The organism is Bradyrhizobium sp. ISRA442, assembly GCF_038085055.1.
Lineage (GTDB): Bacteria > Pseudomonadota > Alphaproteobacteria > Rhizobiales > Xanthobacteraceae > Bradyrhizobium.
In genome coordinates, this window is the sequence record NZ_JALGCN010000005.1 from 364,633 (window position 1) to 379,975 (window position 15,343).

The 15,343-nt window shown below is 64.1% G+C and carries 14 protein-coding genes; 6 read left to right on the top strand and 8 right to left on the bottom strand.

Annotation, left to right across the window (positions count from 1 at the left end; translation table 11 throughout):
• Position 1 precedes the first annotated feature (1 nt).
• Positions 2-1,360 carry a serine protease gene (locus MTR72_RS13980; protein WP_341510420.1) on the bottom strand — a complete coding sequence of 453 codons (1,359 nt, stop codon included), beginning with the start codon at positions 1,358-1,360 and terminating at the stop codon, positions 2-4.
• A 297-nt stretch (positions 1,361-1,657) separates the two neighbouring features.
• Between MTR72_RS13980 and MTR72_RS13985 the strand changes: the two genes are divergently transcribed.
• Positions 1,658-2,461, top strand: coding sequence for a HesA/MoeB/ThiF family protein (locus tag MTR72_RS13985; RefSeq protein ID WP_280967404.1), 804 nt, complete (start codon positions 1,658-1,660; stop codon positions 2,459-2,461).
• Between the two features lie 107 nt (positions 2,462-2,568).
• Here MTR72_RS13985 and MTR72_RS13990 read toward each other — a convergent pair whose 3' ends face one another.
• On the bottom strand, positions 2,569-3,570 hold the full coding sequence (locus tag MTR72_RS13990) for a 2-hydroxyacid dehydrogenase (protein ID WP_280967403.1): 1,002 nt from the start codon (positions 3,568-3,570) through the stop codon (positions 2,569-2,571).
• Positions 3,571-3,891: 321 nt separating this feature from the next.
• Here MTR72_RS13990 and MTR72_RS13995 point away from each other — a divergent pair, with 321 nt between their 5' ends.
• Positions 3,892-4,422, top strand: coding sequence for an SH3 domain-containing protein (locus tag MTR72_RS13995; protein ID WP_280967402.1), 531 nt, complete (start codon positions 3,892-3,894; stop codon positions 4,420-4,422).
• A 169-nt stretch (positions 4,423-4,591) separates the two neighbouring features.
• Here the strand turns inward: MTR72_RS13995 and irrA are convergent, their stop codons facing one another.
• On the bottom strand, positions 4,592-5,080 hold the full coding sequence (gene irrA, locus MTR72_RS14000) for an iron response transcriptional regulator IrrA (protein WP_280967401.1): 489 nt from the start codon (positions 5,078-5,080) through the stop codon (positions 4,592-4,594).
• Positions 5,081-5,434: 354 nt separating this feature from the next.
• Between irrA and fabA the strand changes: the two genes are divergently transcribed.
• The 3 genes from fabA to fabI all read left to right on the top strand — a co-directional run bounded on the left by fabA (position 5,435) and on the right by fabI (position 8,155).
• Positions 5,435-5,956, top strand: a complete 522-nt coding sequence (gene fabA, locus MTR72_RS14005; protein ID WP_280967400.1) for a bifunctional 3-hydroxydecanoyl-ACP dehydratase/trans-2-decenoyl-ACP isomerase — start codon at positions 5,435-5,437, stop codon at positions 5,954-5,956.
• A gap of 40 nt (positions 5,957-5,996) precedes the next feature.
• A complete protein-coding gene (gene fabB, locus MTR72_RS14010; RefSeq protein ID WP_280967399.1) occupies positions 5,997-7,220 on the top strand; it encodes a beta-ketoacyl-ACP synthase I in 1,224 nt (407 codons plus the stop codon).
• 137 nt (positions 7,221-7,357) lie between these two features.
• Positions 7,358-8,155, top strand: a complete 798-nt coding sequence (gene fabI / locus MTR72_RS14015) for an enoyl-ACP reductase FabI (RefSeq protein ID WP_280967398.1) — start codon at positions 7,358-7,360, stop codon at positions 8,153-8,155.
• 23 nt (positions 8,156-8,178) lie between these two features.
• On the opposite strand, the gene MTR72_RS14020 is transcribed toward fabI, so the two are convergent.
• The 3 genes from MTR72_RS14020 to MTR72_RS14030 are packed head-to-tail and all read right to left on the bottom strand — an operon-like array spanning position 8,179 to position 10,170.
• The gene (locus tag MTR72_RS14020; RefSeq protein WP_280967397.1) at positions 8,179-8,775 is read right to left on the bottom strand and encodes a glutathione S-transferase family protein; all 597 of its coding nucleotides are present in this window, start codon (positions 8,773-8,775) and stop codon (positions 8,179-8,181) included.
• A complete protein-coding gene (locus MTR72_RS14025) occupies positions 8,772-9,236 on the bottom strand; it encodes a GNAT family N-acetyltransferase (protein WP_280967396.1) in 465 nt (154 codons plus the stop codon). Before MTR72_RS14025 ends, MTR72_RS14020 begins: the two co-directional genes overlap by 4 nt.
• Positions 9,237-9,243: 7 nt before the next feature.
• Positions 9,244-10,170 carry a hydrogen peroxide-inducible genes activator gene (locus MTR72_RS14030; protein WP_280967395.1) on the bottom strand — a complete coding sequence of 309 codons (927 nt, stop codon included), beginning with the start codon at positions 10,168-10,170 and terminating at the stop codon, positions 9,244-9,246.
• A 114-nt stretch (positions 10,171-10,284) separates the two neighbouring features.
• Here MTR72_RS14030 and katG point away from each other — a divergent pair, with 114 nt between their 5' ends.
• Positions 10,285-12,456, top strand: a complete 2,172-nt coding sequence (gene katG / locus MTR72_RS14035) for a catalase/peroxidase HPI (protein ID WP_341510421.1) — start codon at positions 10,285-10,287, stop codon at positions 12,454-12,456.
• Positions 12,457-12,527: 71 nt separating this feature from the next.
• Here the strand turns inward: katG and pnp are convergent, their stop codons facing one another.
• A complete protein-coding gene (gene pnp, locus MTR72_RS14040) occupies positions 12,528-14,690 on the bottom strand; it encodes a polyribonucleotide nucleotidyltransferase (protein WP_280967394.1) in 2,163 nt (720 codons plus the stop codon).
• A gap of 382 nt (positions 14,691-15,072) precedes the next feature.
• Positions 15,073-15,342, bottom strand: a complete 270-nt coding sequence (gene rpsO / locus MTR72_RS14045) for a 30S ribosomal protein S15 (protein WP_280967393.1) — start codon at positions 15,340-15,342, stop codon at positions 15,073-15,075.
• Between the last annotated feature and the right edge of the window lies 1 nt (position 15,343).

Sequence of the window (15,343 nt, forward strand, 5' to 3'; positions counted from 1 at the left end):
TTTACTTCCGTACGCAGATCACGCGCACGACGGCGGCTTTCGCGTCCATAGACGTGCCGTTCGCCGTGACATCATTGGCCTTCAGGAAATCGCGGACCGCGTCCGCGGAGACCATCACGGCTTGTGATGCCGGCACCGATGTCGCGGGTCCGGCGACCATCGCCGGCTTCAACAGCGCGATCCCGACGAACTTGCCGTCGCCGCCGATCGCGGGGCTGCCGGAGAACCCGATCGCCGGCGGCGGGGACAGGGCGAACTCGCTAACCGTGACCGGCGCGAGCGCCGCCTTGAGGCTCGATACGCCGGCCGCCCCGCCCTGGTTCTGCGGATCCGCGATGCCGATGATATCGACATTCGTCTTCGCCGCGGCGCCTGCAAGATTGAGCGGCTTCAGGCCGCGCGCGCCGTAGATGTGCAGCAGCGCGAGATCATGCTCCTCGTCGTCGGCGATAAGGTCGGCACTGCCATAGCCGCCGATCGTAATCGCCAGGCAGCTATCCGTGACCAGGCGATCGGTGACGATCGCGCCATCGTCGCTGACGACGATGCCGGTGCCGTATTCGACGGTCTTCCGTGGCGGTGGTCCCGCCAGCGGCCCCGACGGAAATGCATTGAAGGCGCTCGACATCGCGATCACCACCGGCTCGACGGCGTTTTCCATGGCCTGGTCGTAGAGGATCGTCATGATGCGGACTTCATCGCCCTTGAAGGTGCCGCGCACGTAAAACTTGTTCAGCCCCTGGAGTCCCGACAGCACGAAGAAGTCGGGCTTCACCACGGTGTAGTCGACCCTGCGTCCTGCCGGCCCCTTCTTCTCCACCTCGGCGAGCTTTGCCGTGCTCGGGCTCGCCTCCTTGCGACGGCTGAGCTGCACCTGCACCGTCCCGCTCGGCGAGGTCCATTTCGAGCCGCTGGCATCGGTCACCTGCTGCGGTACCAGCTTGCCGGGAATGCCGAGCCGCGCGCCGCTGGTCGGCTCCATCACGATCTTCCAGCCGACGCTCTCCTGCTTGCGGCGCGCAGTCTCTGCGAGTGCGGCGCGCTCCTGCGGATTGAGCGTCCCGGTCGGCTTGCCGCCCTTGGCCTTCTGATATTCCTTGATGGCGTTGACCATGCGCTCGCTGACGTCACCGGTGATGGCGCCGTTATATTGGCCGATCCAGGCGAGGTCGGACTGGAGCGACAACCGTTCCGCCTGCGCCATGGCATCCGCCGTTTCCGACGGCGTCTGCAACGCCGGGCGGACCGGCACGGCCTGGACCGTCTTCGGCTTGGCGCCGGGGATCTGTGGCGTTGCCATCTGGGCGTTCGCGCCCGCGGCCGCCGCGAACATCAGTGTTGCCGCAAGCATCGATCTCATGACAAATCCAGCCGCCCCATTGAACGTGATGGCATCGAAGCACATCTCGTTGGTCGCGACCAATCTCAGGGTGGTTCAGGTGGCAACGGAGGCCGCAACGCCACGCCCTCAAGCCTCATCCTGAGGAGCCGCGCAAGCGGCGTCTCGAAGGATGAAGGCCCCGGTGGGACCTCATGGTTCACCCGGCGATGCGAAGCATCGTTCGGAGACGCGCCTAGTATTTGTTGACGGGCCGCGCTTTGCGCGGACCCTATGGTTCCTCACCATGAGGGGAAGCACCTTGAAGGGACGAAGACGATGCTGAGCCCGGACGAACTCGAACGCTATGCCCGCCATATCGTGCTGCGCGATGTCGGCGGGCCGGGCCAGGCCGCGCTGAAACGGGCCTCCGTGCTGGTGATCGGCGCCGGCGGGCTCGGTGCGCCGGCCCTGATGTATCTGGCTGCGGCCGGCGTCGGCACGCTCGGCGTGGTCGATGACGACGTGGTGTCGCTGTCCAACCTTCAGCGCCAGGTGATCCATACGACGCCTGACATCGGCCGCCACAAGGTCGAGAGCGCCGCCGAGCGGATTTCGGCGCTCAATCCGCATGTGCGCTTCGTCGGGCATGCCACCTGGCTCAACGCCGAAAACGCGCTGTCGCTGATCGGCGACTATGATCTGGTGCTCGACGGCTCCGATAATTTCTCGACCCGCTATCTGGTCTCGGACGCCTGCTTCTTCGCGAAGAAGCCGCTGATCACCGCGGCGCTCGGCACTTTCGACGGCTCGCTCACCACCATCCGCGCCCATGAGAGGAACGAAGCCGGCGAGTTCAACCCGAGCTACCGCTGCCTGTTTCCGGAAGCGCCGCCGCCCGGCACCGTGCCGGCCTGCGCGGAGGCCGGTGTGATGGGCGCGCTTGCCGGCGTGCTGGGCTCGATGATGGCGCTGGAGGCGATCCGCGAGATCGTCGGCTTCGGCGACGGCCTTGTCGGCCGCCTCCTGATGATCGATGCGCGCGCGATGCGCTTCGAGACGCTGCGCTACACGCGCGATCCGGCCAATCCGCTCAACGGCGATGGGCCGGTCATGACCGACCTCCGCGCCGATCGCACGTGATTTGCCTTCCGTTACGTCGTCGCCGGCGTCAGGTGCCGCCGGCGCTACGCGCCTTCATCGATTTCGTCGCGAACTGGCGCAAGCGCGCGACGCGCAGAAAATAAATCTCAGAGCATGCTCGGCAGCACGCGATCCGGGGGCTTGTGCGCGTCGAGGAAGGTGCGGATGTTGATGATCACCTTCTCGCCCATCTCGACACGGCCTTCGATCGTGGCCGAGCCCATATGCGGCAGCAGCGTCACCTTGCCGGCCTTGGCGAGCCGCACCAGTTTTGGATTGACCGCGGGCTCGTGCTCGTAGACGTCAAGGCCGGCGCCGCCGATCTCGCCGGCTTCGATCAGCTTGATCAGCGTGTCCTCGTCGGTCACCTCGCCGCGCGCGGTGTTGACGATGTAGGCGTCCTTGCGGATCAGCTTGAGCCGCCGCGCCGAGAGCAGGTGATACGTCGCCGGCGTGTGCGGACAGTTCACCGAGATGATGTCCATCCGCGCCAGCATCTGGTCGAGGCTTTCCCAATAGGTCGCCCCTAACTCATCGGCGATCTTCGGCGCCACCGGCCGGCGGTTGTGGTAGTGGATCTGCAAGCCGAAGGCGCGGGCCCGGCGCGCCACTGCCTGGCCGATGCGGCCCATGCCGACGATGCCGAGTCGTTTGCCCCCGATGCGGTGGCCGAGCATCCAGGTCGGCGACCAACCCGCCCAGGGCTTTCCCTCCGTCAGAATCGAGGCGCCTTCGATCAGCCGGCGCGGCACCGCCAGGATTAGCGCCATGGTCATGTCGGCGGTGTCTTCGGTCAGAACTTTCGGCGTGTTGGTGACGGTGATGCCGCGCGCATGGGCGGCCTCGACATCGATATTGTCGACGCCGTTGCCGAAATTCGCGATCAGGCGCAGCTTGCAGTCGGGCTGATTGACGACGTCGGCGGTGATGTGATCGGTGACGGTCGGCACCAGCACGTCGGCCGTGCGCGCCGCTTCCGCGATCTGCTCCGGCGACATCGGCGTGTCATCGAGATTGATCCGCGCGTCGAACAGTTCGCGCATCCGCGTCTCGATCGAGTCCGGCAGCTTGCGTGTCACGACGACGAGGGGCTTTTTCTTCACCGACATGTCCTGCTCTCATGAGACATTGCAGCCCGCCTCTGCCGTCAGCGGCTGACCGTTCAGGCCTCATTAACCCGGTTGTTCGACACTGCCCTTGCCGCGTCGTCCCCGGCGTTTCCTCCAAGCTGTCCCGACATTTCCGGCCGGAAAATCGGGACAAACTGGTTATTCAAGTGCCCGTCCTCTCTAGCAGAAGGCCGGGCCAAGACAAGAACCACGGACCAGGCTTCGGGAACACCCGCGTGGGGCGGGACAGGGCGCACGGCAGGGTTTTGGACTTTGGGGTGAGGACCCGGCTCAGCCGGGTCTTCGACGGGAGACGGGTTAATGGCGTTGGGGCGTTTTTGTTCGGTGATGGCGCTCGTTTGCGGCTGGTTGAGCGCCTCGGTCAGCCCCTCGCATTCGGCGAAGGACAACAATGTCCAGACCGCCAGCGGCCTGCCGGTGCCCCGCTATGTCAGCCTCAAGTCGGATCATGTGAACGTCCGCGCCGGCCCGACCAAGGACAATGATGTGGCCTGGGTCTACACCCGGGCCGGCCTGCCGGTCGAAATCACCGCCGAATTCGAGAATTGGCGCCGGGTGCGCGACTCCGAAGGCGCAGAGGGCTGGGTCTATCACTCGCTATTGTCGGGCCGCCGCACAGCGGTGGTCACCATGAAGCACAAGGACGAGCTCGCGCCGCTCTATGATCGGGCGGATGCCGACAGCGCGGTTGCAGCAAAGCTCCAGGTCGGCGTCGTCGCGCAAGTGAAGAAGTGCACTGCAAACTGGTGCCACATCACTGGCAATGGCTTTGACGGTTGGATCCAGCAGGAACGCCTCTGGGGCGTCTACGCCGACGAGCAGGTGAACTGACGCAGGCCGTCATCCCGGGATGGCGCGAGGCGCCAGACCCGGGATTCTCAGGTGCGCAACTGCGCACCATAGTTCGGTACTAACGCCGCCCCGGAATGACGGCGCCCGCCAACGAAAATGGCCGGGACAAGCCCGGCCATGACGATTAAATCAGCCGTGTAGGACGATCTCAGCGCTTCTTGCGCAGTCGCACCACCATGTCGATGCGCGATATCTCATAGCCCTCGGGCACCTCCGGCATCTTGGACAGCTCCAGATGCGGATCCTCGATGTCGACCAGCTCGTGGCTGTTCTCGAGGTAGTAGTGGTGGTGCGTCGTCACGTTAGTGTCGAAATAGGTCTTGGTGCCGTCGACGCTGACCTGCCGGAGCAGGCCGGCATCGGTAAGCTGGTTCAGCGTATTGTAGACGGTCGCGAGCGACACCGGGACCTTCGCCAGCGTCGCTTCCTCGTAGAGCATTTCAGCCGTCAGGTGGCGTGCACCCTTGCCGAACAGCAGCCAGCCCAGCGCCATGCGCTGGCGGGTCGGGCGCAGGCCGGCAGCCTGGAGCATTTCGTTGACATCGTGCCACGGGCAGCCGGTCAGGGCCGGCTGGCGTCCTGACAGAAGCGCCGCGGAATGGGCGTCGTCGTGATGGGGCGCGTTATTCTCGCTCATTTCCAATTTCGGGCACGCGTGAACACTATGTCTCTGCAATATATGGAGAGATAGATGCAGATGCAAGTTTCTCGCAACTAGAGTGGTTCTAAGTCACCGGGGAACCGGGCGCGTATCCCCGTCATTTTACCTTCATGAGAATGCTTGGCTACCCGAAATGGCGTGTGTTAGAGAGCGCGCGGTTCCGCTTAACCGATATTGGCGCAGCCAGGGCATTGAGGCTCGGCCTGCAGTCCATTCGGGCTCGTGGTATTCGCGCCTGACGACGGCAATTGACGTTGCTTTCCGAACAAAACGGGGCCCATTTTTGCCAAAAAACGCCGCTCAATCGGCATTTTGAACAGAGGCTTCCGCATGCTGAACAGGCGCAACGGTTACGAATATGAAGATTTGCTGGCGTGTGCCCGTGGCGAGATGTTCGGCCCCGGCAATGCCCAGTTGCCGCTGCCGCCGATGCTGATGTTCGACCGCATCACGGAAATTACCGACACCGGCGGCGAATTCGGCAAGGGGCTGGTGCGCGCCGAGCTCGACGTGAAACCCGACCTCTGGTTTTTCGGCTGCCACTTCAAGAATGACCCGGTCATGCCCGGCTGCCTCGGCCTGGACGCGCTGTGGCAGATGGTCGGGTTCTATCTCGGCTGGATCGGTGGCGAGGGCCGCGGCCGGGCGCTCGGCCTGAGCGAGCTGAAGTTCGGCGGTCAGGTGCTGACCGAGGCGCGCAAGGTTGTGTACAACGTCGACATCAAGCGCGTGATGCGGTCAAAGCTGGTGCTCGGTATTGCCGACGGGTGGCTTTCGGTCGATGACGCGATTATCTATCGCGCCAAGGATCTGAAGGTCGGCCTGTTCAAGCAGGGCACGACACTGGGCTAAGGCACATCAGGAAGAAGATAACGATTTAGGCGAGGCTGTCATGAGGCGGGTTGTGGTCACCGGGATGGGCATCGTCTCGTCCATCGGAAACAACACCCAGGAAGTGCTTGCGAGCCTTCACGAGGCGAAATCAGGCATCTCGCGGGCGGAGAAATATGCCGAGCTCGGCTTCCGTTCGCAGGTGCAGGGAGCGCCGACGATTGATCCTGCGACGGTTGTCGATCGCCGTGCGATGCGTTTCCTCGGCCAAGGCGCGGCGTGGAACCACATCGCGATGGAGCAGGCGATCCAGGATTCCGGGCTTGGGCCTGACGAAGTATCCAACATCCGCACCGGCATCATCATGGGTTCCGGCGGTCCGTCTGCCCGTACCATCGTTGAATCCGCCGACATCACCCGCACCAAGGGACCGAAGCGCGTCGGACCGTTTGCGGTACCGAAGGCGATGTCGTCGACGGCCTCCGCGACGCTTGCGACCTGGTTCAAGATCAAGGGCGTGAACTATTCGATCTCCTCGGCCTGCGCGACGTCGAACCACTGCGTCGGCAATGCCTACGAGACGATCCAGATCGGCAAGCAGGACGTCATTTTCGCCGGCGGCTGCGAGGAGCTCGACTGGTCGCTCTCGGTGCTGTTCGACGCGATGGGCGCGATGTCGTCCAAGTACAATGACACGCCCGCCACCGCCTCACGCCCCTACGACGTCAACCGCGACGGCTTCGTCATCGCCGGCGGCGCCGGCGTGCTGGTGCTGGAAGAGCTCGAGCATGCCAAGGCGCGCGGCGCACGCATCTATGGCGAGGTCGTCGGCTATGGCGCGACGTCGGACGGTTATGACATGGTCGCTCCCTCGGGCGAAGGCGCCGAGCGCTGCATGCGCATGGCGATGTCGACCGTGAAGACCAAGGTCGATTACATCAATCCGCACGCCACTTCGACGCCGGCCGGCGATCCGCCGGAGATCGAGGCGCTCCGCAGGGTGTTCGGCACCGGCGAAAAGTGCCCGCCGATCTCGGCGACCAAGGCGCTGACCGGCCATTCGCTGGGCGCAACCGGCGTGCAGGAAGCGATCTATTCGCTGCTGATGATGAACAACGGCTTCATCTGCGAGAGCGCGCACATCCAGGAGCTCGATCCGGTGTTCGCCGACATGCCGATCGTGCGCAGACGCATCGACAACGCCAAGATCGGCACCGTGCTGTCGAACTCCTTCGGCTTCGGCGGCACCAATGCCACGCTGGTGTTCAGCCGGCTGGACGCGTAATTTCAGCGACGCTGTCATGCCCCGCGAAGGCGGGGCATCCAGTACGCCCCGGTCTCGCGATTACCATGACTGTCTCGGAATACTGGATCGCCCGCCTGCGCGGGCGATGACGTCGGAATGATAGGAGCCGCCAGGCAATGGAAGGTTTGATGAAGGGCAAGCGCGGTCTGATCATGGGCATTGCCAATGATCATTCGATCGCCTGGGGCATGGCGAAGACGCTGCATGCCCACGGTGCCGAGCTCGCCTTCACCTTCCAGGGCGAGGCACAGGGCAGGCGCGTCAAGCCGCTGGCAGACTCACTCGGCGTCGACGTGGTGCTGCCTTGCGACGTCGAGGATATCGCCAGCGTCGATGCGACGTTCGATGCGCTGCGCGCGAAATGGGGCCAGCTCGACTTCGTGATCCATGCGATCGGCTTTGCCGACAAGAACGAGCTGAAGGGCCGCTATGCCGACACCAGCCGCGAGAACTTCTCGCGTACCATGGTGATCTCCTGCTTCTCTTTCACGGAAATCGCAAAGCGTGCCGCGGACCTGATGCCGCAGGGCGGCAGCATGATCACGCTCACCTACGGCGCCTCGATGCGAGCGATGCCGAACTACAACGTGATGGGCGTCGCCAAGGCGGCGCTGGAAGCATCCGTGCGCTATCTTGCCGCCGATTTCGGGCCGCGCGGTATCCGCGTCAACGCGATTTCCGCCGGCCCGGTGCGGACGCTCGCCGGCTCCGGCATCGGCGAGGCGCGCGCGATGTTCGCATTCCAGCAGAAGCATTCCCCGCTCGGCCGCGGCGTGACGCTCGATGAGCTCGGCGGCTCGGCGCTCTATCTGCTGTCGGACCTCTCCGGCGGCGTGACCGGTGAGATCCACTACGTCGATTCCGGCTACAACACCATCCTGATGCCGAAGCCGGAGAATCTGAAGGCGGAATAGAGCGTTCTTGCGGGTTCGCGGCCTCACCCCGCGGCGATCTTCTCGGCGCGCTGGAATGCCGGTCGCGCCATGCAGCGCGCGATATAGGCGTCGAAAACGGGGCGCGACGGCACCATCTTGAACAGGCGCACGGCGAAGTTCAGGCCCGAGCCGATCGTGACGTCGGCGGCGGAAAAGTCCTCGCCGAGAATCCATGGCCCCTTGGCTAGCGCGCCTTCCAGCACATCGAACACCTGCGTGGCGCTGCCCCAGGCGGCGGTCGAGGTCGGCACCTCGATCTTGGTGAATATCTGGATGATGGCCGGCTCGATGCAACTCGGCGAGAAGAACAGCCATTGCAGATATCGCGCGCGGCGCGGATCGGTCACCTCGGGTGCGAGCTTCGTGTTGGGATAGCGGTCGGCAATGTAGGCGCAGATCGCGGCGGCTTCGCCGAGCGCGGCATCGCCGTCGGCGAGCGCGGGCACCTTGCCCATCGGATTGACCTTGAGGAAATCCGGCGCCTTTTGCGCCCCCGTCGTAATGTCGGTCAGCACGCGCTCGTAAGGCAGCCCGCTTTCCTCCATCAGCCAGATCGTGGAGAACGAGCGCGAGCGGGGCGACCAGTAGAGTTTTATCATGGTGCGTTTCCTTTGTTTGTCCACCGGTAATACTTCATCATGAAGCCGTTCGATGGCTCGATCTCTTCCTTCTCGAACACAAAACCTTCGCGCTCGTACCAGCGCCAGGCTTTCTCGTTCTCACGCACGCAGCGCAGGTACATTTCATCCGGCATTTGCGTTCGCGTGAAGGCGAGCAATCGCCGGCCGAGCGATCGGCCCTGATAGGCGGGCGCGACGAAAAGCATGTCGAGATAACGTTTGGGCAGATGCAGCGCCAGCATCGCGGCGATCGTGCCGTGATCATCGGCAACAAACAGGCTCCAGCCACCTTCGATCTCGCGCCGGACGCGCGCGCGCAAGTTTGCCAGCAGGAAGTTGCTCGCCTCGGCAAGCCCCGTCGAGACCCAGCTCTCCATCCAGACACGGCCGATCTCATCATATTCGTCGGCGCGGGCGGGGCGGATGATCGGATGCGACATCGGCGGCTCAGGCCCGCGCAATGCGCACGGGCGGTCGCGCGCGCGTCTTGCCGGCCGACAGGCAGACCACTTCGGAGATCTGCAGCAATTGACGTGCCAGCGGACTGGTCTTGCGCCAGACCATGCCGATGGTGCGCGATGGCTGCGGGTCGCGGAACGGCGCGACCGAGACGGAGGCCGATCGAGTCTCGACCGGCACGGCCATTTCCGGAATCAAGGTGACGCCGATGCCGGCGCTGACCATCTGGACCAGTGTCGACAGGGAGTTCGCATCCAGCATTTCCCGCGGTGGCGCCGATTGCATGTTGCAGAACGATAGCGCCTGATCGCGGAAGCAATGTCCCTCCTCGAGCAGCAAGAGCCGCATCTCCCGCATCATCTCCCGCGAGGGGACAGGTGTTCCCTCGTCTGCCCCCGGCCGGACCAGCAGGAACTTCTCCTCGAAAAGTGCGACTTCGGTGAGCGAGGGCTCCGACACCGGCAGCGCGACGATCGCGGTGTCGAGCCGGCCTTCCACCAGTTCCTGGATCAGCCTCGGCGTCATAGTTTCGCGCACGCGGATGTCGAGCTCGGGATGCATGCGCGTGAGATTCTTGGTGATCTTGGGCAGGAGGTAGGGCGCGATGGTCGGAATCATGCCGATGCGGAGGCGGCCGGCGAACCGGTCCTGCGAGGCCCGCGCGAAGTCGCCGAGCTCATCGACCGAGCGCAAAATGTCGCGGACGCGCTGCGCCAGCTCTTCGCCAAACCGGGTCAGCGCGACCTGCCGGGCGCTGCGCTCCAGCAGCAGGCCGCCGAGCGCCTCCTCCAGTTCCTTGATCTGCATCGATAGCGCCGGCTGCGAGATGGAGCAGGCCTCCGCCGCGCGCCCGAAATGGCCATGACGTGCCAGCGCGTCGAAATATCGGAGCTGGCGCAGCGTCACGTTGATCATCAGAAAATCCTATCGCAGCGATCATTAAAGTCAACTTCACCTGATGGGAGGTGAAGCTTAGAGTGCTTCTACCTGGTAAAGGCCGAAGTCTGACCGCCACCAGAGGAGGTATTCATGGATGACACTTCGAAGTGCCCGTTTTCGGGCGGAAAACGCACGCCGGCGAACCGCGACTGGTGGCCAACTCAGCTCAGCATCGAGATGCTGCACAAGAATTCCGACCTGTCCGATCCGATGGGCAAGGACTTCGATTACGCCAAGGAGTTCAAGTCGCTCGATCTGAACGCCGTCATCAAGGACCTGAATGCGCTGATGACCGACTCGCAGGAGTGGTGGCCTGCGGACTTCGGTCACTACGGCGGCCTCATGATCCGCATGGCCTGGCACAGCGCGGGCACCTACCGCATCACCGATGGTCGCGGTGGCGCCGGCGCCGGTCAGCAGCGCTTCGCGCCGCTCAATAGCTGGCCCGACAACGCCAACCTCGACAAGGCGCGCCGATTGCTGTGGCCGATCAAGCAGAAGTACGGCCGCAAGATCTCCTGGGCCGACCTGATGGTGCTCGCCGGCAACGTCGCACTGGAGTCGATGGGCTTCAAGACGTTCGGCTTCGCCGGCGGCCGCGCCGACGTCTGGGAGCCGGAAGAACTTTACTGGGGTCCAGAAGGCACGTGGCTGGGCGATGAGCGCTACAGCGGCGAGCGCCAGCTTGCCGAGCCGCTCGGCGCGGTGCAGATGGGCCTGATCTACGTCAATCCGGAAGGGCCGAACGGCAAGCCAGATCCGATCGCCGCTGCAAAGGACATCCGCGAGACCTTCTTCCGCATGGCGATGAACGACGAGGAAACCGTCGCGCTGATCGCCGGCGGCCACACCTTCGGCAAGACCCACGGCGCGGGCGATCCCTCGCTTGTCGGACCGGAGCCTGAGGCCGGTGCACTCGAGGATCAGGGCCTCGGCTGGAAGAGCAGGCACGGCACCGGCGTCGGCGCCGACGCCATCACCGGCGGTCCGGAAGTCACCTGGTCGCAGACCCCGACCAAGTGGAGCAACCACTTCTTCGAGAACCTGTTCAATTATGAGTGGGAGCTCACGAAGAGCCCGGCGGGCGCGCAACAGTGGACGGCCAAGGGGGCCGATGCGGTCATTCCGGACGCCTACGACAAGTCCAAGAAGCATGTGCCGACCATGCTGACGACCGACCTCTCGCTGCGCTTCGATCCGGCCTATGAGAAGATCTCGCGGCGGTTCTACGAGCATCCCGATCAGTTCGCGGACGCATTCGCCCGCGCCTGGTTCAAGCTCACCCATCGCGACATGGGCCCGATCCAGCGCTATCTCGGCCCGCTGGTGCCGAAGGAGACACTGATCTGGCAGGATCCGATTCCGGCGGTGAATCACGAGCTGGTCAGCGAGCAGGACATCGCCTCACTGAAGTCGAAGATCCTGGCCTCGGGTCTTTCCGTCTCGGAGCTGGTCTCGACCGCCTGGGCATCGGCATCGACGTTCCGCGGCTCGGACAAGCGCGGCGGCGCCAACGGCGCGCGCATCCGCCTGAGCCCGCAGAAGGACTGGGAGGTGAACCAGCCGGCTCAGCTCTCGAAGGTGCTCGGCAAGCTCGAAGCGATCCAGAAGGAGTTCAATGCGTCGGCCGGCGCGAAGAAGGTTTCGCTCGCCGACCTGATCGTCCTCGGCGGCACCGCCGCGGTCGAGAAGGCCGCGAAGGATGCCGGCGTCGACGTGAAGGTCTCGTTCACGCCGGGTCGCATGGATGCCTCGCAGGAGCAGACCGACGTCGAGTCCTTCGCGCCGCTGGAGCCGCGGGCCGATGGTTTCCGCAACTACATCGGCAAGAAGCATCAGTTCCTGATGCCCGAAGAGGCTCTCGTCGATCGCGCGCAGCTCTTGAGGCTCACCGGGCCCGAACTGACCGTGCTCGTCGGCGGCCTGCGTGTGCTCGGTGCCAATGCGAATGGTTCGAAGAACGGCGTCTTCACCTCCAAGCCGGGGACGCTGACCAACGACTTCTTCGTCAACCTGCTCGACATGAGCACGCAATGGACGCCGGCCGGCGCTGACGGCACCTATGAAGGTCGCGACCGCAAGACCAACGCGGTCAAATGGACCGGCACGCGCGTCGACCTGATCTTCGGCTCGCACTCGCAGCTCCGCGCCTTCGCCGAGGTCTATGCCTCGTCGGACGCCAAGCAGCAGTTCGTCAAGGATTTTGCGAAGGCCTGGACCAAGGTGATGAACCTCGACCGGTTCGACATCGTCCGGTCCTGACGATCAGCGAGCTTCAAACAAAAAGGGCGGCCGAGAGGCCGCCCTTCGTGTTTCTGATGTATCGGCGAGACTTATTCGCCGGCCGCCTCGCGCGGAGCCTGCTGCCCTTCGGCGGCCTTCTGCTTGGCTTCGAGGTCCTCGCCAGTGGTCTGGTCGACAACCTTCATCGACAGGCGGGTCTTGCCGCGATCGTCGAAGCCGAGCAGCTTGACCTTGACCTTGTCGCCTTCCTTGACGACGTCGGTGGTCTTCTGCACGCGGTTGGCCGCGAGCTGGCTGATGTGGACGAGGCCGTCCTTGGATCCGAAGAAGTTCACGAAGGCGCCGAACTCCATCACCTTGACGACGGTGCCGTCATAGATCTGGCCGACTTCCGGCTCGGACGCGATCGACTTGATCCACTTGATCGCGGCCTTCATCGCTTCGCCGTCGCTGGAAGCGACCTTCACGGTGCCGTCGTCCTCGATGTTGACCTTGGCGCCGGTCTTCTCGACGATCTCGCGGATCACCTTGCCGCCGGTACCGATCACTTCGCGGATCTTGTCGGTCGGGATCTTGAAGGTCTCGATGCGCGGCGCGTATTCGCCGAGCTCGGCGCGCGCAGCGGTCAGCGCCTTGGCCATCTCGCCGAGGATGTGGATGCGCCCTTCCTTGGCCTGGCCAAGCGCGACGCGCATGATCTCCTCGGTGATGCCCTCGATCTTGATGTCCATCTGGAGCGAGGTGATGCCCTGGTCGGTGCCGGCGACCTTGAAGTCCATGTCGCCGAGATGATCCTCGTCACCGAGGATGTCCGACAGAACCGCAAAGCGCTTGTCCTCGAGGATCAGACCCATCGCGATGCCCGCGGTCGGCCGCTTCAACGGCACGCCGGCATCCATGAGCGCGAGCGAGGCGCCGCAGACCGAGGCCATCGAGGACGAGCCGTTGGACTCGGTGATCTCCGAGACCACGCGGATCGTGTAGGGGAACTCGTGATGCGGCGGCAGCACCGGGTGGATCGCGCGCCAGGCGAGCTTGCCGTGGCCGATCTCGCGACGCTTGGTGCCGCCGAGGCGGCCCGTCTCGCCGACCGAGTAGGGCGGGAAGTTGTAGTGCAGCAGGAACGTTTCCTTGTACGTCCCCGACAGCGCGTCGATGTACTGCTCGTCCTCGCCGGTGCCGAGCGTGGTCACGACCATCGCCTGGGTCTCACCGCGGGTGAACAGCGCCGAGCCGTGGGCGCGCGGCAGCACGCCGACTTCGGCGACGATGTTGCGCACGGTCTTGACGTCGCGGCCGTCGATGCGCTTGCCGGTGTCGAGGATGTTCCAGCGAACGATCTTCGCCTCCAGCTCCTTGAACACGTCGGCGACGCGCAGCTTGTCGTATTTCGGCTCCTGCCCTTCCGGGAAGAAGTGCGCCAGCACCTTTTCCTTGGCGGCGCCGACGGCGGCGTAGCGCTCCTGCTTCACCGGGATCGCGTAAGCCGTGCGCAGCTCCTGCTCGATCAGGCCGAGCATCTCCTTCTCGATCGCCGAATTGTCGATCGCGGTGACCTCGCGCGGCTCCTTCGCGGCCTTCTCGGCGAGCTCGATGATCGCGTTGATCACCGGCTGGAAGTGACGGTGACCGAACATCACCGCGCCGAGCATGATGTCCTCGTTGAGCTCCTTGGCCTCCGATTCCACCATCAGCACGGCATCCGCAGTGCCGGCGACGACGAGATCGAGCTGGGTGTCGGTCATCTCGTCGAGGGTCGGGTTGAGGATGTACTCATCATTGGCGAAGCCGACGCGGGCCGCGCCGATCGGGCCCTTGAACGGCGCGCCGGAGAGCGTCAGCGCGGCGGAGGCCGCGACCATCGCCAGAATGTCGGGATCGTTTTCCATGTCATGCGAGAGCGTGGTGACGATCACCTGGGTCTCGTTGCGCCAGCCGTCGACGAACAGCGGGCGAATCGGACGGTCGATCAGGCGGGAGACCAGCGTCTCCTTCTCGGTCGGACGGCCCTCGCGCTTGAAATAGCCGCCGGGAATGCGCCCCGCAGCGTAGGCCTTCTCCTGGTAATCGACGGTCAGCGGCAGGAAGTCGACGCCTTCGCGCGGCGACTTCGCTGCAACGACGGTGGCGAGCACCACGGTCTCGCCGTAGCTCGCGATGACGGCACCGTCGGCCTGGCGTGCGATCTTGCCGGTTTCAAGCTTGAGAGGGCGTCCGCCCCAGTCGATCTCGACTGAATGCTTAGTGAACATAGAGGTCTTCTTTCATGGGTTCACGAAAGAGGTGCGCCTCGAAAAACAAAAACCATGCGCAAGATTGCGGGACGCTGATCGAGCGGGTGATCAGCGTCCTGCGATCCTGCCATGGTTTTTGGATTTCGGATGGCGTCCATCCTTTCGGGTCATACGGGCACCTTGCCCGTTGCGCCCAGCCGCCGGATTGCTGCTGGACTGGTCAGTCGGCATGAACTTCATTCCGAATGCCCAACTGCGGCTTTCGGGATCATGCCCCGGATGCGAATCGTCTTTGGCCCGCACCCGACGTGCGCGTGAGCCTCGATCAAAAACCTTGAAAAAAGTGCTTTCGTTCGAAACCACGCGCAAAAACGCGCGCCAGTGGCGCGCGCAGGAACACTTAGCGACGAATGTTGTGCTTCTCGAGCAGCGCCTTGTACCGCGCCTCGTCCTTCTTCTTCAGGTAGTCGAGGAGCGAGCGGCGGGTCGACACGAGCTTCAAGAGGCCGCGGCGCGAATGGTTGTCCTTCACGTGGGTCTTGAAATGGTTCGTGAGGTTGTTGATGCGTTCCGAAAGGATCGCGACCTGAACCTCGGGCGAGCCGGTGTCGCCGGCTTTGGTGGCATTCGTCTTGATGACTTCCGCTTTGCGATCGGCGGTAATCGACATC

Coding starts and splice junctions, on each gene's coding strand:
- MTR72_RS13980 (WP_341510420.1), bottom strand. CDS start 1,360: ATGAGATCGATGCTTGCGGCAACACTGATGTTCGCGGCGGCCGCGGGC.
- MTR72_RS13985 (WP_280967404.1), top strand. CDS start 1,658: ATGCTGAGCCCGGACGAACTCGAACGCTATGCCCGCCATATCGTGCTG.
- MTR72_RS13990 (WP_280967403.1), bottom strand. CDS start 3,570: ATGTCGGTGAAGAAAAAGCCCCTCGTCGTCGTGACACGCAAGCTGCCG.
- MTR72_RS13995 (WP_280967402.1), top strand. CDS start 3,892: ATGGCGTTGGGGCGTTTTTGTTCGGTGATGGCGCTCGTTTGCGGCTGG.
- irrA (WP_280967401.1), bottom strand. CDS start 5,080: ATGAGCGAGAATAACGCGCCCCATCACGACGACGCCCATTCCGCGGCG.
- fabA (WP_280967400.1), top strand. CDS start 5,435: ATGCTGAACAGGCGCAACGGTTACGAATATGAAGATTTGCTGGCGTGT.
- fabB (WP_280967399.1), top strand. CDS start 5,997: ATGAGGCGGGTTGTGGTCACCGGGATGGGCATCGTCTCGTCCATCGGA.
- fabI (WP_280967398.1), top strand. CDS start 7,358: ATGGAAGGTTTGATGAAGGGCAAGCGCGGTCTGATCATGGGCATTGCC.
- MTR72_RS14020 (WP_280967397.1), bottom strand. CDS start 8,775: ATGATAAAACTCTACTGGTCGCCCCGCTCGCGCTCGTTCTCCACGATC.
- MTR72_RS14025 (WP_280967396.1), bottom strand. CDS start 9,236: ATGTCGCATCCGATCATCCGCCCCGCCCGCGCCGACGAATATGATGAG.
- MTR72_RS14030 (WP_280967395.1), bottom strand. CDS start 10,170: ATGATCAACGTGACGCTGCGCCAGCTCCGATATTTCGACGCGCTGGCA.
- katG (WP_341510421.1), top strand. CDS start 10,285: ATGGATGACACTTCGAAGTGCCCGTTTTCGGGCGGAAAACGCACGCCG.
- pnp (WP_280967394.1), bottom strand. CDS start 14,690: ATGTTCACTAAGCATTCAGTCGAGATCGACTGGGGCGGACGCCCTCTC.
- rpsO (WP_280967393.1), bottom strand. CDS start 15,342: ATGTCGATTACCGCCGATCGCAAAGCGGAAGTCATCAAGACGAATGCC.